Origin of the sequence: Pseudomonas sp. IPO3774, assembly GCF_013386835.1 — a bacterium.
Taxonomy (GTDB): Bacteria; Pseudomonadota; Gammaproteobacteria; order Pseudomonadales; family Pseudomonadaceae; genus Aquipseudomonas.
Genome location: NZ_JACAQY010000066.1, coordinates 81,419 through 108,081, shown reverse-complemented (window position 1 = coordinate 108,081; position 26,663 = coordinate 81,419). Strand labels below are relative to the sequence as shown.

25 protein-coding genes and 1 pseudogene are annotated in these 26,663 nt (G+C 61.9%); 14 read left to right on the top strand and 12 right to left on the bottom strand.

The features are described 5' to 3' along the window. Positions 1-80 precede the first annotated feature (80 nt). Positions 81-1,364, top strand: a complete 1,284-nt coding sequence (locus HYE77_RS29395) for an MFS transporter (protein WP_177070219.1) — start codon at positions 81-83, stop codon at positions 1,362-1,364. Positions 1,365-1,470: 106 nt separating this feature from the next. Here the strand turns inward: HYE77_RS29395 and HYE77_RS29390 are convergent, their stop codons facing one another. Then, positions 1,471-2,841, bottom strand: a complete 1,371-nt coding sequence (locus tag HYE77_RS29390; RefSeq protein ID WP_177039573.1) for a gluconate:H+ symporter — start codon at positions 2,839-2,841, stop codon at positions 1,471-1,473. Positions 2,842-3,058: 217 nt separating this feature from the next. On the opposite strand from HYE77_RS29390, the gene HYE77_RS29385 reads away from it, so the two are divergent. Beyond that, positions 3,059-3,964 carry a cation diffusion facilitator family transporter gene (locus HYE77_RS29385; RefSeq protein WP_003214407.1) on the top strand — a complete coding sequence of 302 codons (906 nt, stop codon included), beginning with the start codon at positions 3,059-3,061 and terminating at the stop codon, positions 3,962-3,964. Positions 3,965-3,967: 3 nt separating this feature from the next. Here the strand turns inward: HYE77_RS29385 and HYE77_RS29380 are convergent, their stop codons facing one another. Continuing rightward, positions 3,968-4,642, bottom strand: coding sequence for a heavy metal response regulator transcription factor (locus HYE77_RS29380; protein WP_102604739.1), 675 nt, complete (start codon positions 4,640-4,642; stop codon positions 3,968-3,970). Between the two features lie 161 nt (positions 4,643-4,803). On the opposite strand from HYE77_RS29380, the gene HYE77_RS29375 reads away from it, so the two are divergent. The 3 genes from HYE77_RS29375 to HYE77_RS29365 are packed head-to-tail and all read left to right on the top strand — an operon-like array spanning position 4,804 to position 10,338. Beyond that, positions 4,804-6,027 carry a TolC family protein gene (locus tag HYE77_RS29375; protein ID WP_003214410.1) on the top strand — a complete coding sequence of 408 codons (1,224 nt, stop codon included), beginning with the start codon at positions 4,804-4,806 and terminating at the stop codon, positions 6,025-6,027. An 18-nt stretch (positions 6,028-6,045) separates the two neighbouring features. Continuing rightward, entirely contained in the window at positions 6,046-7,158 is a 1,113-nt protein-coding gene (locus tag HYE77_RS29370) for an efflux RND transporter periplasmic adaptor subunit (protein WP_177070218.1), read from the top strand. An 18-nt stretch (positions 7,159-7,176) separates the two neighbouring features. Next, entirely contained in the window at positions 7,177-10,338 is a 3,162-nt protein-coding gene (locus HYE77_RS29365; protein ID WP_177070217.1) for a CusA/CzcA family heavy metal efflux RND transporter, read from the top strand. Positions 10,339-10,375: 37 nt separating this feature from the next. Here the strand turns inward: HYE77_RS29365 and HYE77_RS29360 are convergent, their stop codons facing one another. The 4 genes from HYE77_RS29360 to HYE77_RS29345 form a co-directional block, all read right to left on the bottom strand. Next, the gene (locus tag HYE77_RS29360) at positions 10,376-11,779 is read right to left on the bottom strand and encodes a heavy metal sensor histidine kinase (RefSeq protein ID WP_177070216.1); all 1,404 of its coding nucleotides are present in this window, start codon (positions 11,777-11,779) and stop codon (positions 10,376-10,378) included. Beyond that, positions 11,776-12,450, bottom strand: a complete 675-nt coding sequence (locus HYE77_RS29355) for a heavy metal response regulator transcription factor (protein WP_177070215.1) — start codon at positions 12,448-12,450, stop codon at positions 11,776-11,778. Before HYE77_RS29355 ends, HYE77_RS29360 begins: the two co-directional genes overlap by 4 nt. 219 nt (positions 12,451-12,669) lie before the next feature. Next, positions 12,670-12,855, bottom strand: a complete 186-nt coding sequence (locus HYE77_RS29350; protein ID WP_008437498.1) for a hypothetical protein — start codon at positions 12,853-12,855, stop codon at positions 12,670-12,672. Positions 12,856-13,015: 160 nt separating this feature from the next. Continuing rightward, entirely contained in the window at positions 13,016-14,344 is a 1,329-nt protein-coding gene (locus HYE77_RS29345; protein WP_177070214.1) for an OprD family porin, read from the bottom strand. 238 nt (positions 14,345-14,582) lie between these two features. Between HYE77_RS29345 and HYE77_RS29340 the strand changes: the two genes are divergently transcribed. The 4 genes and pseudogenes from HYE77_RS29340 (at position 14,583) to HYE77_RS29330 (ending at position 16,967) form a co-directional block, all read left to right on the top strand. After that, positions 14,583-14,915, top strand: coding sequence for a DUF2790 domain-containing protein (locus HYE77_RS29340; RefSeq protein WP_177029308.1), 333 nt, complete (start codon positions 14,583-14,585; stop codon positions 14,913-14,915). Between the two features lie 49 nt (positions 14,916-14,964). Further along, a pseudogene (locus HYE77_RS33075) lies at positions 14,965-15,798 on the top strand (PAS domain-containing protein); the annotation flags it as partial. Between the two features lie 108 nt (positions 15,799-15,906). Then, positions 15,907-16,338: a methyl-accepting chemotaxis protein gene (locus tag HYE77_RS33070; protein WP_371132413.1), complete on the top strand. Its 432-nt coding sequence runs from the start codon at positions 15,907-15,909 to the stop codon at positions 16,336-16,338. A 53-nt stretch (positions 16,339-16,391) separates the two neighbouring features. After that, positions 16,392-16,967, top strand: a complete 576-nt coding sequence (locus tag HYE77_RS29330) for a flavin reductase family protein (protein WP_177070212.1) — start codon at positions 16,392-16,394, stop codon at positions 16,965-16,967. 164 nt (positions 16,968-17,131) lie between these two features. Here HYE77_RS29330 and HYE77_RS29325 read toward each other — a convergent pair whose 3' ends face one another. After that, entirely contained in the window at positions 17,132-18,016 is an 885-nt protein-coding gene (locus tag HYE77_RS29325; protein ID WP_177070210.1) for a LysR family transcriptional regulator, read from the bottom strand. Positions 18,017-18,137: 121 nt separating this feature from the next. On the opposite strand from HYE77_RS29325, the gene HYE77_RS29320 reads away from it, so the two are divergent. Continuing rightward, positions 18,138-19,508 carry an MFS transporter gene (locus HYE77_RS29320; RefSeq protein WP_218174619.1) on the top strand — a complete coding sequence of 457 codons (1,371 nt, stop codon included), beginning with the start codon at positions 18,138-18,140 and terminating at the stop codon, positions 19,506-19,508. A 122-nt stretch (positions 19,509-19,630) separates the two neighbouring features. On the opposite strand, the gene HYE77_RS29315 is transcribed toward HYE77_RS29320, so the two are convergent. After that, positions 19,631-20,434, bottom strand: coding sequence for an AraC family transcriptional regulator (locus HYE77_RS29315; protein ID WP_076014932.1), 804 nt, complete (start codon positions 20,432-20,434; stop codon positions 19,631-19,633). A gap of 202 nt (positions 20,435-20,636) precedes the next feature. On the opposite strand from HYE77_RS29315, the gene HYE77_RS29310 reads away from it, so the two are divergent. From HYE77_RS29310 to ddlA, 4 genes are read left to right on the top strand one after another with little or no spacing between them, the layout of a single operon-like run. Next, positions 20,637-21,191, top strand: a complete 555-nt coding sequence (locus HYE77_RS29310) for a DUF2975 domain-containing protein (RefSeq protein WP_087693784.1) — start codon at positions 20,637-20,639, stop codon at positions 21,189-21,191. Positions 21,192-21,198: 7 nt separating this feature from the next. After that, the gene (locus HYE77_RS29305) at positions 21,199-21,414 is read left to right on the top strand and encodes a helix-turn-helix transcriptional regulator (RefSeq protein ID WP_010177071.1); all 216 of its coding nucleotides are present in this window, start codon (positions 21,199-21,201) and stop codon (positions 21,412-21,414) included. 40 nt (positions 21,415-21,454) lie between these two features. Next, positions 21,455-22,093 (top strand): LysE family transporter, encoded by a 639-nt coding sequence (locus tag HYE77_RS29300; RefSeq protein WP_087693797.1) that lies wholly within the window; start codon positions 21,455-21,457, stop codon positions 22,091-22,093. Between the two features lie 43 nt (positions 22,094-22,136). Then, entirely contained in the window at positions 22,137-23,231 is a 1,095-nt protein-coding gene (gene ddlA, locus HYE77_RS29295) for a D-alanine--D-alanine ligase (RefSeq protein WP_063033162.1), read from the top strand. 13 nt (positions 23,232-23,244) lie between these two features. On the opposite strand, the gene HYE77_RS29290 is transcribed toward ddlA, so the two are convergent. The 4 genes from HYE77_RS29290 to ggt form a co-directional block, all read right to left on the bottom strand. Continuing rightward, the gene (locus HYE77_RS29290; RefSeq protein ID WP_087693783.1) at positions 23,245-23,559 is read right to left on the bottom strand and encodes a DNA-binding transcriptional regulator; all 315 of its coding nucleotides are present in this window, start codon (positions 23,557-23,559) and stop codon (positions 23,245-23,247) included. Then, complete coding sequence (locus HYE77_RS29285; protein ID WP_087693782.1) at positions 23,546-23,866, bottom strand: transcriptional regulator; 321 nt, start codon at positions 23,864-23,866, stop codon at positions 23,546-23,548. Before HYE77_RS29285 ends, HYE77_RS29290 begins: the two co-directional genes overlap by 14 nt. A 159-nt stretch (positions 23,867-24,025) precedes the next feature. After that, on the bottom strand, positions 24,026-24,748 hold the full coding sequence (locus HYE77_RS29280; protein WP_087693781.1) for a polyphenol oxidase family protein: 723 nt from the start codon (positions 24,746-24,748) through the stop codon (positions 24,026-24,028). A gap of 23 nt (positions 24,749-24,771) precedes the next feature. After that, positions 24,772-26,598: a gamma-glutamyltransferase gene (ggt, locus tag HYE77_RS29275; protein WP_177070206.1), complete on the bottom strand. Its 1,827-nt coding sequence runs from the start codon at positions 26,596-26,598 to the stop codon at positions 24,772-24,774. Between the last annotated feature and the right edge of the window lie 65 nt (positions 26,599-26,663).

The following is a 26,663-nucleotide window of genomic DNA, read 5'->3' as shown; positions in this document are numbered from 1 at the left end:
CAAATATATCCGGCGAGATTGCCATCACCGGGCCCAGCTCATAACCTGCAGGCCATTTTGTTTGTCTGCCGAGCTTTTCCATGACTGCCACCTCTTATCCTCAGGCGCAGCGTTTCTCCCGCTCCGACTACAAAACCCTGGGCCTGGCTGCCCTGGGCGGGGCCCTGGAAATCTACGACTTCATCATCTTCGTATTTTTCGCGCTGACCCTCAGCCAGTTGTTCTTCCCGCCGGAAATGCCCGAGTGGCTGCGTCTGCTGCAAAGCTTCGGCATCTTCGTCACGGGCTACCTGGCACGCCCGCTGGGCGGAATCCTGATGGCGCACTTCGCCGATCACCTGGGGCGCAAACGGGTGTTCAGCCTGAGCATCCTGATGATGGCGCTGCCGTGCCTGCTGATCGGGATCATGCCCACCTACGCACAAATCGGTTATTTCGCGCCCTTGATCCTGCTGGCGCTGCGCATCCTCCAGGGCGCGGCAGTGGGCGGGGAAGTGCCCAGCGCCTGGGTGTTTGTCGCCGAACACGCCCCGGACAACCATCGTGGTTATGCCCTGGCCTTCCTCCAGGCCGGGCTGACCTTCGGCTACCTGCTCGGCGCGCTGACGGCGACGCTGCTGGCGCAAGTCTTCACCCCGGCCGAAATCCTCGACTACGCCTGGCGCTTCCCGTTCCTGCTCGGCGGCGTGTTCGGCGTGATCGGTGTCTGGCTGCGGCGCTGGCTCAGCGAAACCCCGGTGTTCCTGCAAATGCAGGCCCGTCGCCAGGCCGGCGCCGAACTGCCGCTGCGTACCGTCCTGCGGGAACATCGCAGCGCGCTGCTGCCGGCGATGATCCTCACCTGCGTGCTCACCTCGGCCGTCGTCGTACTGGTGGTGATCACCCCGACCATGATGCAGAAAACCTTCGGCATGAGCCCCAGCCACACCTTCGCCCTGAGCGCGTTGGGCATCGTGTTCCTGAATATCGGTTGCGTGTTGGCCGGGCTGCTGGTGGACCGCATCGGCGCCTGGCGTGCGGTGTTGGTCTATAGCCTGCTGCTGCCGGTGGGGATTGCCGTGCTCTATGCGAGCCTGATTGCCGGTGGCGTGTGGCTGGGCGCAGCGTATGCAATTGCCGGCTTGAGTTGCGGGGTGGTGGGCGCGGTGCCGTCGGTGATGGTCAACCTGTTCCCGGCGCAGGTGCGGGTGTCGGGGATTTCCTTCACCTACAACATTGCCTATGCGCTGTGGGCGAGTACCACGCCGCTGATGTTGATCGCGTTGATGCCGACCAGCCCGTGGATCTGCGTGGGGTATTGCGTGGTGATGGGCGCGGTGGGCGCAGTGAGTGCGGCGCATTTTGGCAAGCGCCAACCTACCTGATCGTTCCCACGCTCTGCGTGGGAACGCCTCCCTGGACGCTCCGCGTCCGCTTGTGTGACGCGGAGCGTCACGGGATGCATTCCCACGCGGAGCGTGGGAACGATCATTACGTCAGGAAGTGCCACATCAGCAATGTGCCCACCAGGCCCACCACCGACACAATGGTCTGCAACACCGACCACACCCAGATCGTCTGCTTTAACTGCAAGCCGAAGTACTCACGCACCATCCAGAAGCCGGCATCGTTGACGTGGCAGAAGAACACCGAGCCGGCACCAATCGCCAGGGCGACCAGTGAGCTTTGCGTCGCCGCCAATCCCGCCATCATCGGCGCCAGGATGCCCGCCGTTGTCGTGGTGGCGACGGTCGCCGACCCCGTGGCCTGACGCAGCGCCACCGCAATCAACCAGGCCAGCAACAGGTACGGCATGTGCGCGCCTTCGGCCACCTTGCTGATGGTCTGGCTCACGCCGGCATCCAGCAGGGTTTGCTTCAACCCGCCACCGGCGCCGATGGTCAGCAGCAGCACCGCGATCGGCGCCAGCGCCTTGCGCAGGGTGTTGCCGACATCGGCCCGCGGCATGCCGCTGGCCCAGCCCAGGCAAATCACCGCGGCAATCACCGCCAGGCCCAGCGCGATCAACGGCTCACCGAGGAACTTCAAGGTCAGTGCCACCGGGCTTTCCGGCGACATGGCAACCTTGGCCAGGGTGCTGCCGAGCATCAGGATTACCGGCAACAGGATGATCAGCAGCGACACAGCAAAACTCGGCTGGCGCGGCGCCTTGGGCGGTGCGCTGAACAGCGCGCCAATGTCGGCCGGCTCGTCCACGTGCATGCGCTTGGACAGCCAGTTGCCGTACAACGGGCCGGCCAGAATCACGGCCGGTACCGCCAGGCAGAAGCCCAGCAACATGGTCAGGCCCAGGTCGGCGTGCAACGCGCTGACCGCAATCAGCGGCCCCGGATGCGGTGGCATCAAGGCGTGCAGGGTGGTCATCCCCGCCAGCGCCGGAATTGCGATTTTCAGCAGCGGCTGGTTCGAACGCTTGGCCATCACGAAGATGATCGGCACCATCATCACCAGGCCCACTTCGAAGAACAGCGGCAGGCCAATCACCATCGCCACCAGCGCCATCACCCACGGCAATGACTTGCCTTTACCCAACCCCAGCAGGGTGGTGGCGATACGATCGGCAGCGCCGGATTCGGCCATCAACGCGCCGAGCATCGAGCCCAGGGCAATGATGATCCCGGCTTCACCGAGAATCGCCCCGGCGCCTTTGCTGAAGGCCTTGGCCACTTCTTCCGGCGGCAAGCCCGCGCCGACACCTGCGATAAACGTACCGATCAGGATCGACAGGAAGGGCGGCAGCTTGGTCGCGCTGATCAACACAATGATGCTGGCGATGGCCAGTAATACGCAGAACATGAGGCGGGTGTCGTGAACCATCCACGCGGCAGTCGATAACTCCAAAACGGGACTCCTTATCGAACAGGTTGGCTAATATGTTTCTTTTTGTTTCCTGCTCGAAAAGCATACCTGATACAACGGTTCCAGAGCGTTCATGTTCAATTTTGGTGCGCATGGCTTAACGCCCAGCTGACGGCGAGATGACAATTTTGCAACTCGTGCCGGTGGTGTTGGCCTATAGCTCTATGATCAACCGGACGACCACCCACGAGGATATTTCATGAGCGCAGGACACAGCCACGCCCAGGTACGCGCCGGCCACGAACGGCTGTTATGGATCGCATTGGCACTGACCGGCAGCTTTATGATCGCCGAGGTGATCGGCGCCTTTATCACCGGCAGCCTGGCGCTGTTGTCCGATGCCGCGCACATGATGACCGACGCCCTGGCGCTAGGGATTTCCCTGGTGGCGATCCAGGTCGCCAAACGCGCCGCCGACCGCAAGCGCACCTTCGGCTATGCGCGTTTCGAGATCCTGGCGGCAGCGTTTAATGCGCTGCTGCTGTTCGGCGTGGCGTTCTACATCCTGTATGAGGCGTATCAACGCTTGCAGGCGCCCGCCGAGATCCAGTCCACCGGCATGCTGGTGATCGCGGTGCTGGGGCTGATCGTCAACCTTATTTCCATGCGATTGCTGAGTGCGGCCAGCGGCGAAAGCCTGAATGTGAAGGGCGCTTACCTGGAAGTCTGGAGTGACATGCTCGGCTCCATCGGCGTGATCATCGCGGCGCTGGTGATCATGTACACCGGCTGGGGCTGGGTGGATTCGGTGGTGGCGGCAGCGATTGGCTTCTGGGTGTTGCCCCGCACCTGGACGCTGCTCAAGGAAAGCATGAACGTGCTGCTGCAAGGCGTGCCGGACGGCATCGATATCGACAAGGTGGAACAGGCAATTCGCGGCGTTCCCGGGGTCAAGGACGTGCACGACCTGCATATCTGGGCCCTCACCAGCGGCAAGAACGTGCTGAGCACTCACTTGGTGGCGGATTCTGCCCAAGGCAGCGAGCAACAGATCCTCAGCCAGGTGACGGAGTTACTGCATGAACAATTCGATATTTCCCACGCCACGATCCAGATCGAGGGCGAAGGTTTTCAGCATGACGAGCACGACGAGGTGCACGCCTGACCGTCACTCACGGTCTTCCAGCACATAACCCACGCCGCGCAAGGTATGGATCAACTTGCGCTCGAACGGGTCATCGATCTTCGCCCGCAGGCGGCGGATCGACACCTCCACCACATTGGTGTCGCAATCAAAGTTCATGTCCCACACGAACGAGATAATTTGCGTGCGCGACAGCACCACGCCGCTCTGGCGCATCAGCAGGTGCAGCAGGGCGAACTCCTTGGTGGTCAGGTCGATGCGCTGCAAACCGCGAAACGCCCGGTGGCGGCCCTGATCCAATTCCAGGTCGGCCACCCGCAACACATCCGGCACCGGCGAATGCACGCTGCGGCGCATCAAGTTGCGCACCCGCGCGAGTAATTCGGGGAACTCAAACGGCTTGACCAGGTAATCATCGGCGCCCAGGTCCAGGCCCTTGATCCGGTCGGCGAGGCGGCCCTGGGCGGTCAGCATCATGATGCGGGTGCTGCTGTTCTGGCGGATGCGTTGCAGCACGTCCCAGCCATCCATCAACGGCAAATTCACGTCGAGCATCACCAGGTCGTAGGCGTGCTGGCGAGACAAATGCAGGCCGTCGGCGCCGGTGGCGGCACAGTCGACGATATAGCCACTTTCGCTCAATCCCTGATGTAGATAATCGGCGGTTTTAGGTTCGTCTTCGATAACCAGAATACGCATGTCGAGGATCCCGCTGGGCAGTGGAAAAGTTGCCCGGAGCTTAAAGCAAAAGCCCGCGCCAGAGCCGTTGCTAACGGATTTGTAATGTTCTGGCCACTCCTCTGATAAGTACCGAAAGTTACATTGCCCACCTGTTAATTCATGGGCATGGAACTCTTGTTATGCCAACTTTTGTCCGCACGTTTATCGGCGCTTCGGTGCTGTTGCTGATGACGGTCCAGGGCGCAAACGCGCAAACCCTGACCCTCGAATCGGCCCTGCAAACCGCCTTCGCCAACAACCCCGACATGGCCGCTGCGCAGTGGGAAATCGACATCGCCCAAGGCGGTCGCCAGCAGGCCGGTTTGATCCCGAATCCGGTGGCCTCCTGGGATGCCGAAGACACCCGCCGCAACTCGCGCACCACCACCGTGAAACTGAGCCAAACCCTGGAACTGGGTGGCAAGCGCGGCGCCCGGATTGATGTCGCCACCCGTGCCCAGGAGGCGGCCGCACTCACCCTGGAACAGCGCCGCAACGGTCTGCGAGCGGAGGTCATCGACGGTTACTACGGTGCACTTCGCGCCCAGGAACGCCTCGACCTGGCCCAGCGCTCAGTGGCATTGGCCGAGCGCGGCCTGGTGGTGGCCAATGGTCGCGTCACCGCCGGCAAAACGTCCCCGGTGGAAGCCACCCGCGCCCAGGTGCAACTCTCGGAAATCCGCCTGGAATTCAACCGCGCGCAGATGGGCCTGACCGATGCCTACCGGCGTCTCGCCGCCAGTACTGGCGCGGCCAGCACCGATTTCCAGGCCGTCGCCACCCAAGCCCAGGCCGCCCCGGCATTACCGTCGCCCGCGCAGCTGCTGGCGCGCCTGGAACAGACCGCCGAACTGCGCCTGGCCGAGCTGCAAATCGTCCAAGGCGAAGCGGCCCTGGGCCTGGAAAAAGCCCAGCGCATTCCCGACCTCGACGTGTCCATCGGCAGCCAATACGACGCCAGCGTGCGCGAGCGGGTCAACGTGGTGGGCGTGTCGATGCCGATCCCGCTGTTCAACCGCAACCAGGGCAACGTGCTGGCCGCGAGTCGCCGTGCCGACCAGGCCCGCGACCTGCGCAACGCTGCCGAACTGCGCCTGCGCACCGAAACCCGCCAGGCCCTGGACCTTTGGCAAACCGCGAATACCGAAGTGCGCTCGTTCAACCAACAGATCCTGCCCGCCGCCCAAAGCGCGGTGGACAGCGCCACCCGCGGTTTCGAGATGGGCAAGTTCAACTTCCTCGACGTACTCGACGCCCAGCGCACCTTGATTGCGGCCCGCACCCAATACCTCGCGGCGACCGCCCAGGCCACCGAAGCCTGGGTGCGCATCGAACGAATTTACGGCGACCTCGCCCGGTTTTGATTTTTTCAGGAGCGTTCCATGAACAACAAACACAGGATGGCGCTGGCCGTTGCGCTGATGCTGGCGTGGCCGGCCATCAGCGGTGCGGCAGAGGCGGAAGAGGAAGGCAAGATCGAGCTGACCGAACAGCAGGTCCAGGCCGCCGGTATTCAACTGGCCCCGGCGCAAGCCCGGCAGATCAGCACTGTGCTTTCGCTGCCGGGCGAGGTGCGTTTCGACGAAGACCGCACCTCCCACATCGTGCCGCGTGCTGCCGGCGTGGTGGAGTCGGTGAAGGTCAACCTCGGCCAATCGGTGAAGAAGAGCGAGCTGCTCGCGGTGATCGCCAGCCAGCAGATTTCCGATCAGCGCAGTGAACTGGCGGCCAGTGAGCGCCGGGTGGTACTGGCCCGCACCACCTTCCAGCGCGAGCGCCAGTTGTGGCAGGACAGGATCTCCGCCGAACAGGATTACCTGCTGGCGCGCCAGGCGCTGCAAGAGGCCGAAATCGCCCTGAACAATGCCCGGCAAAAGATGAACGCCCTGAGCGGCAGCGCTGTATTGGTCGGCGGCAATCGCTACGAACTGCGGGCGCCGTTCGACGGCGTAGTAGTGGAAAAACACCTGGGTGTCGGTGAAGTGGTGAGCGAGACCAGCAACGCCTTCACCCTGTCGGATCTGTCCCAGGTGTGGGTCACCTTCGGCGTGTTCCCCAAGGATTTGAACAAGGTCCGGGTCGGCAAACCGGTGAAGGTCACCTCCTCGGAAATGGGCACCGAAGTGCTCGGCACCGTTGCCTATGTCGGCAACTTGCTGGGGGAGCAGACCCGCACGGCCACCGTGCGCGTCACGGTGCCGAACCCTGATGCTTCGTGGCGTCCAGGGCTGTTCGTTTCCGTGCAGGTCGCCACCGACACCTACCCGGCCAAGGTCACCGTCCCCCAGGAGGCGATCCAGACCGTCGAGGACAAACCCTCGGTGTTCGTGCGCACCAGCGACGGCTTCATGACCCGGCATATCGAACTGGGCGTCAGCGAAAACGGTTTCGTCGAAGTGCGCCAGGGCCTCGACGCCGGCGCGCAGGTGGCCACCGCCGGCAGCTTCATCCTCAAGTCCGAGTTGGGCAAGGCCTCGGCCGAGCACGCCCATTGATCCTGCGAGTGATTTCCCATGTTTGAGCGCCTTATCCAATTCGCCATCGAGCAGCGCATCATCGTGCTGCTGGCGGTGCTGTTGATGGCCGGTGTCGGTATCGCCAGCTATCAGAAATTGCCCATCGACGCCGTGCCGGATATCACCAACGTCCAGGTGCAGATCAACTCGGCGGCGGCGGGTTTTTCGCCGCTGGAAACCGAGCAGCGCATCACCTTTCCCATCGAGACCGCCATGGCCGGGCTGCCGGGCTTGCAGCAGACCCGCTCGCTGTCGCGCTCGGGCTTGTCCCAGGTCACGGTGATTTTCAAGGACGGCACCGACCTGTTCTTCGCGCGCCAGTTGGTCAACGAACGCTTGCAGGTGGCTCGCGAGCAACTGCCCGATGGCATCGAAAGCATGATGGGGCCGATCTCCACCGGGCTCGGGGAAATCTTCCTGTGGACCGTGGAGGCGAAAGACGGCGCGCGCAAGGAGGACGGCTCAGCCTATACGCCGACCGACCTGCGGGTGATCCAGGACTGGATCATCAAGCCGCAACTGCGCAACGTGCCGGGCGTGGCCGAGATCAACACCATCGGCGGCTTTGCCAAGGAATACCAGATCGCCCCGGACCCCAAGCGCCTGGCGGCCTACAACCTGACCTTGGGCGACCTGGTCACGGCGCTGGAGCGCAACAACGCCAACGTCGGCGCCGGCTACATCGAGCGCAGCGGCGAGCAATTGCTGATCCGTGCGCCGGGGCAAGTCGCGTCCATCGACGACATTGCCAACATCGTCATCACTACCTCCGACGGTACGCCGATTCGGGTGCGCAACGTCGCCCAGGTCGACATTGGCCGCGAGCTGCGTACCGGTGCCGCCACGGAAAATGGCCGCGAAGTGGTGCTGGGCACGGTGTTCATGTTGATCGGCGAAAACAGTCGCACGGTGTCCCTGGCGGTCGCGAAAAAACTCGAAGAGATCAACCGTTCGCTGCCTGAAGGTGTGGTGGCCGTCACCGTCTACGACCGCACCAACCTGGTGGAAAAAGCCATCAGCACCGTGAAGAAAAACCTCTTCGAAGGGGCGCTGCTGGTGGTGGCAGTGCTGTTCCTGTTCCTCGGCAATATCCGCGCTGCGCTGATCACCGCGATGGTGATTCCCCTGGCCATGTTGTTCACCTTTACCGGGATGTTTACCAACAAGGTCAGCGCCAACCTGATGAGCCTCGGCGCGCTGGATTTCGGGATTATCGTGGATGGTGCGGTGGTGATCGTCGAAAACGCCATCCGCCGCCTGGCCCACACCCAGCAGCGCCACGGGCGATTGCTGACCCGCAGCGAGCGCCTGCATGAAGTGTTTGCGGCGGCCAAGGAAGCGCGGCGCGCGCTGATCTTCGGGCAACTGATCATCATGGTGGTGTACCTGCCGATCTTCGCCCTCACCGGGGTGGCCGGGAAGATGTTCCACCCGATGGCGTTCACCGTGGTGATCGCGCTGCTGGGGGCAATGATTCTGTCCGTGACCTTCGTGCCGGCGGCCATTGCGCTGTTCGTCACCGGCAAGGTCAAGGAAGAGGAAAACCTGGTGATGCGCAGCGCACGCCGTGTCTACGCGCCGGTGCTGGATTGGGTGATGGCGCGCCGGCCGCTGGTGTTCGGCCTGGCGGTGCTGGCCATCGTTGCGTCGGGCCTGGTGGCCAGTCGCATGGGCAGCGAATTTATCCCCAGCCTCAGCGAGGGTGATTTCGCCCAACAAGCGTTGCGGGTGCCGGGCACCAGCCTGACGCAGTCGGTACAGATGCAGCAGCAACTGGAAAAGACCTTGATGGCCGAGGTGCCGGAAATCGAGCGGGTATTCGCCCGCACCGGCACCGCGGAAATCGCCTCCGACCCGATGCCGCCGAACATCTCCGACAGCTACGTGATGCTCAAGCCCAAGGACCAGTGGCCCGACCCGAAGAAGTCCCGCGAGGCAATCATCGCCGACATCCAGCGCGCCAGTGCGATTGTGCCGGGCAGCGTGTATGAACTGTCGCAACCGATCCAGTTGCGCTTCAACGAACTGATTTCCGGCGTGCGCAGTGACGTGGCGGTGAAGGTGTTTGGTGACGACATGGCGGTGCTCAACAAGACCGCCGGGGAAATCGCCGAGACCTTGCAAACCCTCAAGGGCGCCTCGGAAGTGAAGGTGGAACAGACCTCCGGCCTGCCGGTGCTGACCATCAATATCGACCGCGACAAGGCCGCGCGTTTCGGCCTGAACGTGGGCGATGTGCAAGACACGATTGCCGTCGCCGTGGGTGGGCGCCAGGCCGGGACGATGTACGAAGGCGACCGGCGTTTTGATATGGTCGTGCGTTTGTCTGATGCGCTGCGCACCGATATCGAAGGCCTGTCGCGGCTGTTGATTCCGATCCCGGCGCTGGCGAATAACGCGGCGGGGCAGTTGGGTTTTATCGCGCTGTCGGAAGTCGCCAGCCTGGACCTGGTGCTCGGCCCCAACCAGATCAGCCGCGAAAACGGCAAGCGCCTGGTGATCGTCAGCGCCAACGTGCGTGGGCGGGATATCGGCTCGTTTGTCGAGGAAGCCGGGACGGCCATCGACACTCAGGTGAAAATCCCCGCGGGCTACTGGACCACCTGGGGCGGCCAGTTCGAGCAGTTGAAGGAAGCTTCCGAGCGCTTGCGCATCGTGGTGCCGGTGGCGTTGCTGCTGGTGTTCGGATTGCTGTTCATGATGTTCAACAACCTCAAGGACGGGCTGCTGGTGTTCACCGGGATTCCCTTCGCGTTGACCGGCGGGATCATGGCGCTGTGGCTGCGGGACATTCCGTTGTCGATCTCGGCGGGCGTGGGTTTTATCGCGCTGTCGGGGGTGGCGGTGCTGAACGGGTTGGTGATGATTGCGTTCATTCGCAACCTGCGGGAAGAGGGGCGCTCATTGTCGGTGGCCATCAACGAAGGCGCCCTGACGCGCTTGCGCCCGGTGTTGATGACGGCGTTGGTGGCGTCGCTGGGGTTTATCCCCATGGCCCTGGCCACCGGCACCGGCGCCGAAGTGCAGCGCCCGTTGGCGACGGTGGTGATTGGCGGGATTATCTCGTCGACGCTGCTGACCCTGCTGGTATTGCCGGCGCTGTATCACTGGGCGCACCGGTGTGAAGAACAGGAAGACCGCCCGATGCCTGGCCAATAACCTGTGGTGAGGGAGCAAGCTCCCTCACCACAATGGTTTATTGGCAGATAGCGTTGGTATGAAGGGGAAACACCAACCGAAACACAGTGAAATCTCCGGGCTCGCTGCTGACTTCTGCCCGGCCTTGATGCAGGGCCATGATTGACCGCACGATGGCCAGCCCCAGCCCGGTCCCCCCTTCGGAGCGGGCGCGGCTGCTGTCGACGCGGTAGAAACGCTCGAACAGGTTCGGCAGGTGGTGCGCTTCAATCCCCGGGCCCGGGTTGCCCACCGAGAGCGACACCTGCTGCCCGTGGGTTTCCACCTGCAACGACACCGTGGAAGCGTGTGGCGTATGACGGATGGCATTGGACAACAAGTTGGAAATCGCCCGCTGAATCATCAGGCGGTCGCCATGCACCGAGGCATCACCGTGAAGGCTCACGCTCAGTTGCTTGTCTTCGGCACTCAACGCAAACAGTTCCATCACCCGGCGTGCTTCAGCGGCCAGGGACACGGGCGCAAACGAAACCCGCGCCGCCGGGTGGCTGACCTGTGCCAGGAACAGCATGTCGGAAACGATCCGCGCCAGCCGCTCCATTTCTTCGGTGCTGGATTCCAGTACCGCCTTGTACTCCTCGGGCGGGCGCTCCCGGGACAACGTCACCTGGGCCTTGCCCATCAAGTTGGTCAGTGGCGCGCGCAGTTCATGGGCCAGGTCATCGGAGAACTGCGACAGCTGCTGCACACCGCCATCCAGGCGCTGCAGCATGAAGTTGATGCCCTGCGCCAACTCGCCCAACTCGTTGGGCAAGTTATCCACAGCCAGGCGGTGGGTCAGATCCTGTGTGGTGACCTTGGCCGCGACGCGGCTGAACTGTTGCAGCGGTGCGAGCCCGCGTTGCACCACCCACCACGCGCCGATGCCGATCAGCAGCAACAGCAGCGGCAGGGCGATCACCGTGGAACGCAGGTAAGCACTGAGCAATGCCTGATCGTCCCTGCGGTCCAGGGACAGCAGCACCCGCACGCGTTCGCCGCTGGACAGGCGCATCAGGCTGGAGGCGCTGAGCACCTGGTTACCGTTGCTGTCGTCCCAGTTCAGGTAACCGAGGGTCTGGCGTGGTGCGAAGTCGGTCAGCAACGGTTCCTGTGGCTTGGCACCGACGCTCAGCAGCACCGCTTCATCGGGTGCGGTGCCGACGATGGTCAGGTAGAAATTGTCATGCCCCATCACCAGGTCCATCAGCGAATGCGGGCGGGCTTTTATGTCGCGGGTGTCCAGGCCGAGGGCGAGGCTGTGCTGGATCTGCTCCATCTTGCTTTCCAAGCCCTTGCGCGCCAGCTTCTCAAGCTCGTGGGTCAGCGCCAGGTAGGCCAGTGTCGCGAGCAGCACCACCAGGCCCGCGCCCATCAGGCTCACCGTCAGCCCGAGGCGCATCGACAGGCTGCTGGCTTTCATTGGCGGGCCTCCAGCACATAGCCCACGCCGCGAATGGTATGGATCAGCTTGACGTCACTCTGGTCATCGACCTTGGCCCGCAGGCGGCTGATGGAGACCTCCACCACGTTGGTGTCGCAGTCGAAATTCATGTCCCACACCAGGGAAATAATCTGCGTGCGGGTCAGCACTTCGCCAGACTGACGCATCAGCACATGCAGCAGCGCGAACTCCTTGGTAGTCAGGTCAATGCGCCGGGTGCCGCGATAGGCGCGGTGGCGGCGCGGGTCCAGTTCAAGGTCCGACACGCGGAAGACTTCCGGCACCGGTATGTGGTCGCTGCGGCGCAACAGCGTACGCACCCGGGCCAGCAATTCGGGGAATTCGAAGGGTTTGACCAGGTAATCATCGGCGCCCATGTCCAGGCCCTTGATCTTGTCAGTCAGCCGGCCACGGGCTGTGAGCATCATCACCCGTTGGTTGCTGTCGCGGCGCAGTTGCTCAAGCACTTCCCAGCCGTCCTTGGCCGGCAGGTTTACATCGAGAATCACCAGTTCATAAGCGTGTTGCCCGGCCAGGTGCAGGCCGTCCACGCCGCTGGCGGCGCAGTCGACCACGTAACCGCTTTCGGTCAGGCCCTGCTGCAGGTAGGCGGCGGTTTTTTGCTCGTCCTCAACCACAAGGATACGCATGGGGGTTTACCTTTTACTGATAGAGAGAGACTGAAATTCGAATTTTCCGAAGCCTGAAGGCTGAAGTAGCTACAGGGTCAATCAGCCAGTTTGTGACTGGTTGTTGCGTTGCAGAACGGGCGGGCAAAAAAAACGCCCCATCCGGGGCGTTAAAAATTCATCTCTTTCCAAAGGAGCTACACAAAAGCTTCAGAGATGAATGTGCTCGGTGTGCGCCGTTCAGATCGACTGCTTCTGTGCGTCGGCGGGCGCGGTCTCGGCCACGGACTGTTCACCATGGACCTGCTGCTGTTGCTGGCGGAACTCGGCGAGGAACTGCCGGGAACGGTCGGCGCCGTCGTCGGCGAATGCGAGGGTGGAAGTGGCGCCGAGAAAACTGATCAATAACAGGTGGGATGGCTTCATGACGTGTCTCCAAATAAGGCGTGTGCCGTTAGTTGTGACCAGTATATGAAGCGCAACTTAACGAGAAGGTGAGGCGCATATTACAGTTCTGACAGGCTTCAATTTGTGAACAGATGTTAGTCAACGGCAAATGAATGTAAGCATTTATCGTTGCGTTCATTTACAGAATTGCCAATGGGTATTCGACAATCAACCGAACTTCTTCCAAGTCCGACTCAAAGGCACTTGAGCGAACGGTCGCCTGGCGCAAACGCAGCGACAGGTCTTTCAAGTTACCGCCCTGCACCACGTACTTCGCCTCGATATCCCGCTCCCAGCGGCGTTGATCGGTCAGCGGGTCGCCGGCCGCGTCACGGCGCATGTACACGCTGTTGGCGTTGCTGTAGTCGGCGCCGGTACCTTTGCCATAGCGGGTCATGAAGGTCAGGCCAGGAATGCCGAAGGCCTGCATGTCGAGGTTATAGGCGAGCATCCACGAGCGTTCCCTGGGCGAGTTGAAGTCGCTGTACTGGATCGAGTTGTTGAGGAAGATCGAGTCCGACATGCGCAGGTAGTCAAAGTCGTCATCGCCGTTGTTGCGCTGGTGCGACAGGGCCAGGCTGTGGGCGCCGACCTTGACCCCAAGCCTGGCGCTCCAGATATTGTTATCGAACTCGCCAAGGCGTTTCTTGCCCTCGTCCACGGCCTTGTAATAGTTGAAGTCGCCAAACAGCGACACGTCATCGTTCAGCGGGTAGCTGGCGGCGCTGCCGAAGTAGTACTGGTCCCAGGCATCCTTCAGGCGGCTGGTGTACAGGCTGACGCTGAGGTGTTTGTTCACCTGGTAGTCGCCGCCGGCATAGCCGATCCAGGGTGAATCCACCTTGCCCGCATAAAAGGTCGCGAAGCCTTTATCCATGCCGCTCTGGGTGGGCTGGCTCATGCCGCTCAAGTGCCCGGCCTGCAAGCTCAAGCCGTCAATGCTGGTGTTTTGCGCGGTGACGCCACGGAAGCTTTCCGGCAACACCCGCGAGTCGCCGTAGGCCACCACCGGGGTCAGCGGGAACACGTCACCGGCCTTGATCACGGTATCCAGCAGACGCACTTTTACCGCGCCGCCGAGCTTGCTGTAGCCATCCTCGGGGCGGTTGTCGCTGTCTACCGGCAGTACGCCGAACGAGCCCTTGCCGCCGCTGCGGCCGGTGCCGGAGTCGAGTTTCAGGCCATACATCGCAAACGCATCGAGGCCGAAACCCACCGGACCCTGAGTGAATCCGGATTCGAACTTGCCGATAAAACCCTGGGCCCAGGCTTCGGAATAGCCATTGCCGGTGGGGCTCGACTGGCCCTTGCGGTCATCGCGGTTGAAGTAGAAGTTGCGGGCCAGCACGTTCAAGGTGCTGCCTTCGATAAACCCTTCGGGTTTTTCTTCCACGGCCATGCCTGACAGCGGGGTGAGCCCCGCCAGGGCGGCAATCATGGAGAGTGAAAATGTGCGGTTAGTGCTCATGTAGCGCTCCTCGGTAGTGGCAGCTATCAGCTTCTTATCGATGGGGCATTCTTGTTGTGATGGTGCCCGGGCAGATAGTTGCAAACACGAGATAACGGCGAGGTGGCGCACAGATTACAATTTTGGAATTTCAATAAAACATAACGGATAAGTAATCTTTCGGTGAACTTTGCGACAGGCTTGGTTAGTTATTCTTGCTCTGAACTTTTAATTCAATAAGTCAGACGAGGACGCCCTCATGAATACCCTGAAAACCACTGTCGCTGCATTGGCCCTGATCGTTTCCGCCGGCGCGATGGCCGAAGGTGGAGGCGACCGCACCTTCGCCCAATTGATGCAAAACAATGAGCAAGCCATGGCCGCCTACGCCGCCAGAAAGGGCAAGCCTGCGCCCGAGGTGCTGGTGTATCGCTACGGCATGAAGCTGGACATTGCCAGGGTGGTGAATGTCACGCCGCCGATCCGCTCGTGCAGCGCGGTGCCGTCACGCATGACCTACGAAGACTCCACCGGCAAGCTCAACACGCTCCACTACCAAGTGATGGGCATCTGCCGTAACAACGGCAGTTGAGGGGCTGAAAAAATATAGTTGGGCAATGGGCTAAAGCTCTCTTAAGAAAATGCCGGCAGCGCCGATGCAGGTCAGATCCCGCCCTCATTTGCCCACCGGTGCCTCCATGTTCAACACCCGTCTCAAGCAGGAGCTGTCTGCTCTTCGCGAAGAATTATCCAGTTTGCAGCAGGTCAAGGAGAGCCTGGAAAGCGAAATGATGGCCCTGACCCTGGATCCCGAAGGGCGCATCGAGTCCGTCAATGCCATCTTCCTTCAAGAGATGGCTTACCAGGCAAGCCAGCTGCAAGGCCGCCTGATCGAGGATCTGGTGCCGGCGCACGTCAAGCACGACACCTTTCAACTGCGCTTCACGAACGCCCTGGTGCGTGGCGAACACTTCGCCGGTTCCGTACGCCTGATGCGCGGCAACGGCAATGAGGCGTGGCTGCGCTCCATCGTGCAACCGGTGCGTGGCAGTGACGGGCGTATCAAGCATATTTCGATGTACTCCAGCGACCTGACCCGCACTATCGAGGCGTCCCGCGAGCACGAAAACCTGATCACCGCGCTGGTGCGTTCCACGGCAGTGATCGAGTTCGACCTCAACGGTAATGTGCTGACGGCCAACGACCGTTTCCTCAACGGCATGGGTTACAGCCTGGCGCAGATCCAGGGCAAACATCACCGGATATTCTGTGAGCCGCAGGATGCCGGCAGCGTCGAGTACCAGCAGTTCTGGAAGCGCCTGAACGCCGGTGAATTCGTCGCGGGGCGCTTCAAGCGGGTGGACAGCCACGGGCGGGTGGTGTGGCTGGAGGCTTCGTATAACCCGGTGCTCGACGCCAACGAGCGGCTGTACAAAGTGGTCAAGTTCGCCACGGTGATCACCGACCAGGTCAACCAGGAACAGGCCGTGGCCGACGCGGCCAACATCGCCTACAGCACCTCGCTGCACACCGACAGCAGCGCCCAGCGCGGCACCACCGTGGTCACCCAGGCGGTGGAGGTGATGCGCGACCTGGCCAAGCACATGGAGCAGGCGGGTGAGGGCATTGAAGCGCTGAACGCCCAGTCCCAGGTGATTGGCAGCATCGTCAAGACCATCAGCGGCATCGCCGAGCAGACCAACCTGCTGGCGCTCAACGCCGCCATCGAAGCCGCCCGTGCCGGTGAGCAAGGCCGTGGTTTTGCGGTGGTGGCCGATGAGGTTCGGCAACTGGCGTCGCGTACCAGCAAGGCCACCGAGGAAATCGTCGGCGTGGTGCGCCAGAACCAGGACATGGCCCGCGATGCAGTGGCGCTGATGACCGATGGCCGCCTGCAGGCCGAGCAAGGGCTGGCATTGGCGGCCGAGGCGGGCACGGTGATCGTCGAGATCCAGGACGGCGCCCAGAAAGTGGTCAGCGCTGTAGGGCAATTCGCCAATCAACTGAGCAGCTAGTCACCCGGGCTCATGCTTGAGGTATCGTAGGTTTTTTTTCGAGCCTTTCGTCCATGAGCCCTAACCATCGCCGTCCCGTCCCGCTGTCCAAGGCCTACCGCTTGCTCAACCACGGCCCGACCGTACTGGTCAGCGCCGCGCACAACGGCCAGCGCAACATCATGGCCGCGGCATGGGCGATGCCGCTGGATTTCGAGCCGCCCAAAGTCGCCGTCGTGCTGGATAAGGCCACCTGGACCCGGCAACTGCTCGAAGGCGCCGGCACTTTCGTGCTCAACGTACCGTGTGCGGCCCAGGCCGATATCGTGCAGACCGTGGGCAACACCACCGGCAGCGAGACCGACAAGTTCGCCGCATATGGCTTGCAGACGTTCAGCGGCGAACACACCGAAGCGCCGATGCTTGAAGGCTGCGTGGCGTGGCTGGAATGCCGCTTGCTGCCGGAACCGCATAACCAGCAGACCTACGATTTGTTCCTCGCCGAAGTGGTGGCCGCCCAGGCTGATGAGCGCGTATTCAGCGACGGTCGCTGGCATTTCGAAGGGCAGGATGCGCTGCGTACCTTGCACCATGTGGCGGGCGGGCATTTCCTGACGATTGGTGAGCCGATTGATGGGCGACAGCTTTAAGGCCAGTGCCAATTCTTCCGGTACAGCCTGGTTTTGTGGCGAGGGAGCTTGCTCCCGCTGGAGCGCGAAGCGGTCCCATTGTTTCCTGCCAATACACTTGGTCGGTAGATATACGACTGCTGCGCAGCCGAGCGGGAGCAAGCTCCCTCGCCACAAAGGTTGTGTTACCACTGGGTTTTGCTGAGTGCCTCGGCAAACGCCATCAACTTCGGCGAGTACTGCCTCGATGGCGGATACACCAGCGATATCGCCCGACTGCGCCCGGCAAAGTCCTCCAGCAAGGGCACCAGGCGCCCGGCCGCCAGATCTTCCCGCACCGCAAAGTCCATCACCTGGGCGATGCCGAATCCGCCCAGCGCACCGTCCACCAGCGCATCGCCGATATCAAAGATCAACCGCCCCTCGACACTCACGTCCTGCACCTTGCCATCGAGCATGAACTGCCAGTCAACCAGCCGGCTGGTGCGCAGGTTACGTACGGTCAGGCAGTTGTGGTCCTGGAGTTCATCGACGGTTTGCGGCGTACCAAAACGCGCGAGATAAGCCGGGGAGGCGACGGTGACCCAGCGCAGCGGTGGCAGTGCCCGGGCGATCAGGCGTTGGTCCTGGATGTCGCCGGTGCGCAGCAAGGCGTCAAAGCCTTCGTCGACGATGTCCACCAGGCGGTCGGTCATTACCGCTTCAATGCGCAGGTCGGGGTATTGCAGGGTCAGCTCGCCAATCACCGGCATCACCACCTTGCGGCCAAATAACGAAGGTGTGCTGATCTTCAGCAAACCGGACGGTGAGGCACGGCGGTCGAGCATTTGCCGCTCGGCTTCGGCCAGTTCCGCCAGCAGCGGCGCGCTGCGTTCATACAGCATCTGCCCGTCGGGCGTGAGGCTGACGCTGCGGGTGTTGCGTTGCAGCAGGCGCACACCCAGCTGGTTTTCCAGTCGGGAAATGGCCCGGGACAAGCCCGATTGGGTCAGCCCCAGGTCTCCGGCGGCGCGAGTGAAACTGCGGGTTTCGGCGACGCGCACCAGCAGGCGAACAGCATTCAGATCCATGATTAAAGTCATTACTGAAAGAGTGATAGGGGTATTTATCATCTGTTGGGCATGAAAGAAACTGGCGCCTCTCATTTTCAGGCAGGACACTGTGATGTCTTCTTCTCGACCCTCTGGCTGGATGCTGTTGCTGCTGGCAACCGCGCAACTGATCATCGCCCTCGACGCGACCATCGTGTTTGTCGCGCTGCCGCAAATCGGCAGCCACCTGGGTTTTTCTGCCCAGCAATTGCAGTGGGTGGTCAGTGCCTACAGCGTGGCGTTTGGTGGCTTCCTGTTGCTGGGCGGTCGGGCGGCGGACCTGTTGGGCAAGCGGCGCTTGTACATGCTTGGCCAGTCGCTGTATGCGCTGTCTTCCCTGGCGGCGGTGCTCGGTGGCAGCGCCTTGCTGCTGGTGCTGGCGCGGGCGGTGCAGGGTGTGGGCGGGGCGCTGTTGTTCCCGGCCACGCTGGCGCTGATCAACACCCACTACGCCGAAGGGCCCGCGCGTAATCGGGCGTTTGCCGTGTGGAGCGCGGCGTCTGCGGCGGGCCTGGCATTGGGCGCGTTGCTCGGCGGCGTGCTGACCCAGGCCTGGGGCTGGGAAGCGGTGTTCCTGGTGAACGTGCCGTTGGCCGGCGCCTGCGCCCTGGCGGCGCGCTACTGGATTCCCGCCGATGGCGAACGGGCCCGCGGGCGCAACTTTGATATCAGCGGCGCGTTGACCGTGACGCTGGGCGGCACCTTGCTGGTGTTCTCCCTGGTGCAGGGGCCGGTGTGGGGCTGGGCGGCGCCGTCGACCCTGGGCTGCATGGTCCTGGCGTTGGTGCTGCTCGGGTTGTTTGGGTGGGTCGAACACCGGGGCCGTGATCCGTTGATGCCGCTTCGCTTGTTGGGCTATCGCGAGTTGCGCATGGCCATGGTGTTGACGGCGGTGTTCATGAGCAGCTTTGGCGTGCAGTACTACTTTCTGGCGGTGTACTACCAGCAGGTCTACGGCTACAGCGTGTTGCAGGCGGGGTTGGCGTTTTTGCCGGCGACGCTGGTGTGCACCGCGGGTATCTGGCTGGCGGAGCGTTCATTGGCGCGGCTGGGGTTGCGCAACACCCTGGTCAGCGGCCAGTTGGCGGGCGCGGTGGGTATCGCTTTGGTATGTGTGGCGTTGCCGACGGGGGCGGGGTTCTGGTCGTTGCTGCCGGGGATTTTCATCCTGAGTATTGGCCAGGGCATGACCTGGACGGCGATGTGGGTGGCCGCCGGGCTGGGCATCCGGCCGGGCGAGCAGGGCGTGGCGGCGGGCATGGCGTCCACCAGCCAGCAGATTGGCGGTGCGTTGGGGCTGGCGTTGCTGGTGTCGTTGGCGAACGCCGGTGGGTCGACGGGCGCGGCGCAGGCGGGCGGGATTGAACTGGCGTTGTGGTGGAGCGCGGCGATTGCCCTGGCGGGGGCAGTGCTGGCGTTAGCACTTAAAGAGCGAGCCCCAGCGTCGAATACGATTTCGGCAGCGACATAGTTCAAATGTGGGAGCGGGCTTGCTCGCGAAGGCGGTGGATCAGTCAATGCATTCAGTAGCTGACACACCGCATTCGCGAGCAAGCCAGCTCCTACAGGTTGATCGCATTTCAAGGCGGGATTTCAGCGCCCGAGCATCTTCACCCAGCGCGACGGCGGCATGCCGAAAGTGCTGCGGAACTGGCGGGTCATGTGGCTCTGGTCGGTGAAACCGGCGGTCAGTGCCGCATCCACCAGTGACTGGCCCTGGCCCAGCAAACTGCGCACCAGGTCCAGGCGACGCATGGTCAGGTAGCGATAGGGGCTGGTGCCAAACAACAACCGAAAATCCCGCGACAACGCCCAGCGGTCGCGGTTGGCGTATTCCGCCATTTCATCGAGGGTAATCGGGCGGCCCAGGGCACTGTGGATAAATTCCCGTGCGCGCTCGGCGGCCCGGTAGTCGAAGGTCTTGCGATTGACCGTGATGCCCGACGCGTTATTCAGCGCCTGGGCCAGGTCAAACATCGCGTCCTGTTCCTGCAACGGATCGATCGGGCAATCCAGGCTTTGCAGCAACACTTCACTGGCGCGGTACAGCCACGGGTCGCTGGACAGTCCGCCGGGGATGAACGGCAACGGCTTGCCGCCCAGCACCTGCTGGATCAGCGCCGGCTCCACGTAAATCATCCGGTATTTGAAACCTTCCTCGCTGCCGGCCCAGCCGTCATGCACTTCATCGGGATGGATCACCATGGTCCGCCCCGGCAGGCTGTGTGTCATGCCGCCGCGATAGTGAAAGCTCTGCACGCCGAACAAGGTGCGGCCGATGGCGTAAGTGTCGTGGCGATGAGGGTCGAAGCCAAACCCGGCAAAATACGCCTCGATACGCTCCAGCCCACTGGCGTGGGGCGCGCGGTGCAGCCAGTCGAGAGAGGGTTTGATCATGGTGTCAGTCGCAGGTCGGGACGCAAATACGTTACCCCAGTGTGACCGGGCTGTCTGCTGCGGTCTTGAACGATTGTGCCACTGCTGAAATTTCGGGGGCAGTACCGGCTTTGCGTTAAGGTATCGCTAATCATTAAAAAATGATTGTTTTACGATAATTAATCGTTTATTTTTCCGCCTCAAATTTCTCAGAGGCTTATCCATGAATTCCCAACGTCTTGCCCAGCTCAGCCAGCGCATGGCATTGCTTACCCTGTTGTTGATCGTCGCCATACTGCTGCTCAATACCGCTGCGTGGCTTTACCCGGTGCAAAGCGCTTCGTTCGGGTTTGGTTTCGCCCTGAGTGGTCAACAGATCGAGGGACGGGCGGAGATCGTTGCGACGTTCCCTTGGTGGCAGACACTGGGCGGCGTCCTGCTCTCCAGCATTCCCTTGATGGCGCTGGTGTCCGGTTTGAATCATTTGCGCCAGCTGTTCCAGAACTATGCTCGTGGGGAGTATTTTTCCAGCGCCGCCGCGCAGCACTTGGGTAAAGTAGGCCGGGCCGTGGCACTGTGGGTGTTGCTGGATTTTCTGTGTGAGCCCTTGCTCAGTGTCTGGGTCACGATGAACGAGCCGGTTGGCCAGCGGCTGCTCACCTTGAGTTTTACCCCGCCCAGCATCGTGGCGCTGTTTCTCGCCGGCTGCATCTCGGTGATCGCGCGTATCCTGTGGCAGGCCAGTGAAGTGGATTCTGAAAACCGCACGTTTGTTTGAGAACAGCATGTCTATTGTGATTGAGTTGGACGTTATGCTCGCCCGGCGCAAGGTCAAGTCCAAGGACCTGGCCGCCGCCATTGGTATCACCGAACAAAACCTGTCATTGCTCAAGCAAGGCAAGGTCAAGGGCATACGGCTGGCGACCTTGGATGCAATCTGCAAGTATCTGGAGTGTCAGCCGGGCGACCTGCTGGTGCATGAACCCGAACCTGAGCTGTAAACGGCAAGGATCTTTAATTCCCTGAAGGATGGATCAACCGATGCTTTTCCCAAGCCTGCCGTACGCCGCGCCTCTTCTGTCGCTGGCCTTGCTCTGGACCGTCGCGGTCGTGACGCCAGGCCCGAACTTTTTCAATACCGCGCAGTTGGCTGCCAGTTGCTCACGTCGCCATGGCGTAGTGGCGTCCGCTGGCGTGGCCACTGGCACCGTGATGTGGGGCCTGGCCGGCGGCTTGGGGATCAAGTCATTGTTTACCGCAGCGCCGATGTTGTACCTCGCGTTCAAGATCATCGGCGGCTGCTACCTGATTTACCTGGGGTTGAAACTGTTCCGGCGCTCGGCACCGGCCATGGCCCAGAACCTGTTGCCCGACGAACCTCGGCGTTCGTTGTTTTCCGCCTGGCGCCTGGGTTTATTGGGCAACCTGTCCAACCCCAAGGCGGCGCTGTTTGTCGCGACGATCTTTGCGTCCACCATGCCCCCATCACCGTCGCCGATGCTGCTGACCCTGGCCGTGATCACCATGGCGACGCTGTCATTCAGCTGGTACACCTGCGTGGCACTGGTGTTTTCCAGTGAACGGATGGCCAACGCCTACAGCCGCTCGCGCAAGTGGCTGGACCGGTTTGCCGGTGGTTGTTATGTGCTGTTCGGCGCCACGCTGGTAGCGAATCGCTGACGGCTCATGGTAAGAAGCCTTACTTTCAAACGTGAGGCCGATCATGAGCAAGCTGCGGGTAGGGATTATTTTTGGTGGCCGTTCGGCCGAGCATGAAGTGTCGCTGCAGTCGGCGCGCAACATCGTCGATGCACTGGACCGTTCGCGCTTCGAGCCGATCCTGATCGGCATCGACAAGGCCGGCCACTGGCACCTCAACGACACCTCGGGCTTCCTGCTCAACGAAGAAAACCCGGCGCTGATCGCCCTCAATCAATCCAATCGTGAACTGGCGGTCGTGCCGGGCAAGGCCAGCCAGCAACTGGTGGAAACCGCCAGCCAGGCCTCGCTGGAACACGTCGATGTGATCTTCCCGATCGTCCACGGCACCCTCGGCGAAGACGGCTGCCTGCAAGGCCTGCTGCGCATGGCGGACCTGCCGTTTGTCGGCTCCGATGTGCTGGGTTCGGCGGTGTGCATGGACAAGGACATCAGCAAACGCCTGCTACGCGATGCCGGGATTGCCGTGACGCCGTTCATTACCCTCAACCGCAGGAATGCGGCGCGTACCACCTTCGAACACGCCCAACAGAAACTCGGATTGCCGATGTTCGTGAAACCTGCGAACCAGGGTTCGTCCGTGGGGGTGAGCAAGGTGGGCAGCGAGGCTGAATATCACGCTGCTGTAGAGCTGGCACTTGGGTTTGATGAGAAGGTGCTGGTGGAGTCGGCGGTAAAAGGCCGGGAAATTGAATGTGCCGTGTTGGGTAACGAGAACCCCATCGCCAGCGGCTGTGGCGAGATCGTGGTGCGCGACGGGTTCTATTCCTACGACAGCAAATACATCGATGACCAGGCAGCCCAAGTGGTGGTGCCGGCGGACATCAGTGTTGAAGCCAGCGAGCGCATTCGTGCGTTGGCCATCGAAGCGTTTGAAACCCTGGGCTGTGCCGGGCTGGCGCGGGTGGATGTGTTTCTGACGGATGAGGGTGAGGTGCTGATCAACGAGATCAACTCGTTGCCTGGGTTCACCCGCATCAGCATGTACCCGAAGTTGTGGCAGGCGGCAGGCATGAGCTACAGCGAGCTGGTGAGCCGCTTGATCGAGCTGGCGCTGGAGCGGCATGCGGGGCGCAAGGGGTTGAAGATTAGCCGGTAGACCAGTAACGCCATCAGGCGTTACTGAGGACTTCTCGAAAAACGTCTGGCCTGATGGCTGCTATGTGCAGCAAGGAACGTGCTGCGCCGGAAGGAGAACGGCGCCCTTGCTCCCATTCTTGAAGCGTTCGTACAGAGACCCCCAGCAGTTCGGCAAACTTGGGCTGTGACAACCCGGTCTTGCTGCGCGCCTCAGCCGCTTGGGTAATTTCGACGTGATGGACGTGACCATGACGCGCTTCCTTGACGTCGATAACGGCAGCCAGCAATTCCTCGCCGATGTTGCGCTTGGCGTCACGTTCCTTCAGCTGTTTCTCAGTGAGTGGCATGGTTCATCTCCTTGGCGATTTTGTAGAGGACATGCGCGGGAATATTCTCGGTGGCACCTTTGCCATAAATCAGCAAGGCAACTAGTGCGCCGCACGCCAATTGCGTTGTGTAAATGATCCGTACTGAGCTGCTCTTGCCCCGGCCTTCCAAGCTCCAGCGTACTTTTCGGCAACCACCAGAACCTGGAATGACAGTACCTGAATCGGGGTGGTTGGCTAGAAAAGCCATAAAAATACCCCGTTCTTCTTCGGTCCAGTAATCGGGCCATAGCTTGCTGAATAATGGTGACTCGATGATCGTTAACACGCAAAAATTCTACGTCTTTGACGTAGCCTCTGGCAAGAAGGGGCGGGGCCAGAAAATGTCAGCGGATGGAGAGGGATTCAAGAAACGTTGTTTCGCAAAAAATGACAGCCCACAGATTTTCTAAGGCTAATAGCTAAGAGAGCTGTGGGCGTCGTCCCATTACACTGCGCGAGCAACCCACGAGTACAACAACGTCTTCCTCTCCGTACTGTCATGGGTCCTTCTGCGATAACTCGCAAACGCCGGCGAGGTGCAATACGTACACACTTCGCTTACCTCAACCTGCTCACGTTTTATCCCTGCCGCCTCCAGCAAGATCAGCGCATAGCGGCTCAAATCAAACCACGCACTCAAGGCCTGCCTGGGTTCTGGCGGCTGAATCTCCGGTGCCAACAAAGGCCCCGGCTGCTCGAACGTCCACGGCGCATTTCCATCCCGCCACAAATGCCCCTGACTCGCCTGCAACTGCGCCACAAACTCGCCACTCACCTCATAACAACAAGGCTTGATCGAAGGCCCAATCGCAATCCGCAACTGATCCAGCGCCACACCCTCGGCGGTAAACCGTTGCATGGCATTGGCGATGATCCCGCCTTGCAGTCCCTTCCAGCCGCCATGAATCGCCGCGACAAAGTCCCCGTCCTCCGAGGCCATCAGCAGCGGCAGGCAGTCGGCGGTAATCACCGCAATCGGCTGCAGATCCCGGCTGAAAACCCCATCGGCTTCAACCGTATTGGCGGCGAGCTCCGGGCGCCATTCAATGGTCGTGGCGCTGTGCACCTGCTTGCAGATGAACACCTCGTCAGGCCGCAACGGATCGTCAATCGAACAAAATCCATGATCGACGCCCATCAGGGCGCCGAGGTTATTTGCCTTGTGCACGCGCAGCTCTCCAATGAGTCAACTTAATCCCCCAGTGCTTCGCCTTCACGGCGTGGATCAGCCCCGCCGATCAACGACGCTTTGCCCTGCGCATCGCGCACCCGGACGATCGCCTGGGCGCCGCTGGTCATGTCGATTTCGCTCAGGGCGTGGCCCTTGTCCTTCAGCGCCTGTTTCAACGGTGCGCTGAACAACCCGGCTTCCAGCTCGGTCGCGCCGTTGCGGCTGCCAAAGTTGGGCAGGCCGACGGCCGCTTGCGGGTCGAGGTTCCAGTCGAGCATGGCCACCAGGGATTTGCTCACATATTCGATGATCTGCGAACCGCCCGGCGAGCCAACGGTGGCCACCAGCTCGCCGCTCTGACGATCAAACACCAGGGTCGGCGCCATGGACGAACGCGGGCGCTTGCCCGGCTCGATCCGGTTGGCCACCGGCTGGCCGTTCTCTTCGGGGATGAAGGAGAAGTCGGTCATCTGGTTATTCAGCAAAAAGCCCTGGACCATCACATGAGAACCGAACGCCGCTTCCACCGTAGTGGTCATCGACACCGCGCCACCCAGGTCATCCACTGCCACCACTTGCGAGGTGGAAATGCGCAGCGGCGAGCGATCCGGCGCATAGGCCACTTCAATCCCGGCCGGCTTGCCCGGCTTGGCGACGCCCATGCTGCGCTCACCAATCAACGCAGCGCGGCTGGCCAGGTAATTCGGAGCGATCAGTCCGGCAACTGGCACCGGCACGTAGTCCGAATCGGCCACGTACTGGGCGCGGTCGGCGTAGGCCAGGCGGTCGGCCTCGGCGATCAGGTGCACCGCTTCGGGCACCGGCTCCAGGCCTGCTGGTGAGTCGCTCTTCACCGGCTTCAACGACGCGAGGGCCATGCGCGGGTCGCGGGCTTCCAGGGCCTGCAACGTGCCGAGGATCTGCGCAATGGCGATCCCGCCCGACGACGGCGGCGGCATGCCGCAGACTTTCCAGCGCTTGTAGTCGGTGCACAACGGCGCCCGCTCAACTGCGCTGTAGCCCTTGAGGTCGGTCAGCGTCAGGCTGCCGGGGTTACTGTTGCCTTGCACCTTGCGGGTGATTTCGTCGGCAATCGGGCCGTAGTACAGCGCGTCCGGCCCTTCCTTGGCGATGCGCTTGAACACGTTGGCCAGCGCCGGGTTTTTCAGCAGCGTACCGGTGGCCTTCGGGCTGCCGTCGGCATTCAGGAAGTATGCGGTCATTTCCGGCGAGCGGCTGATGTAGCGGTCAGCGGCAATCAGGCTGTGCAGGCGCGCAGAGATCGGGAAACCCTCTTCGGCCAGGCGAATGGCCGGCTCAAACAGTTTGGCCCATTGCAGGTGGCCGGTCTTTTTATGGGCCATTTCCAGGGCACGCAACACCCCCGGGGTGGCCACCGAACGCCCGCCAATCTGTGCCTGCGGGAACGACATCGGCGTGCCATCGGCGTTGAGGAACAACCGCTCGGTAGCGCCCGCCGGTGCGGTTTCGCGACCGTCGTAGGCGTGCACCTGCTTGCCGTCCCACAGCATGATGAACGCACCGCCGCCGATCCCGGAGGACTGCGGCTCCACCAGGGTCAGCACGGCCTGCATGGCAATCGCGGCGTCGATGGCCGAGCCGCCCTTGCGCAATATCTCGCGCCCGGCTTCGGCGGCCAGCGGGTTGGCGGCGGCGGCCATGTGGCGCTCGGCGTGGCGGGGGCTCATGTCGGTGCGATAGCCCGAGCCGAGCTCCGGGGCGGGCGGCAGTTCCGGCGCGGTGGCGCTGTGGCAGGCGGCGAGGGTGAGGGCGGCGGTGATCAGCGAGAGGGTGGTAAGGCGTTGGCGGTGAAAAATCGAAAACACGCGATGACTCCGTTCATTTGAGAATGATCTGTTGTCCGTGGGGAGGGAATGTACCTCAGTGGTTT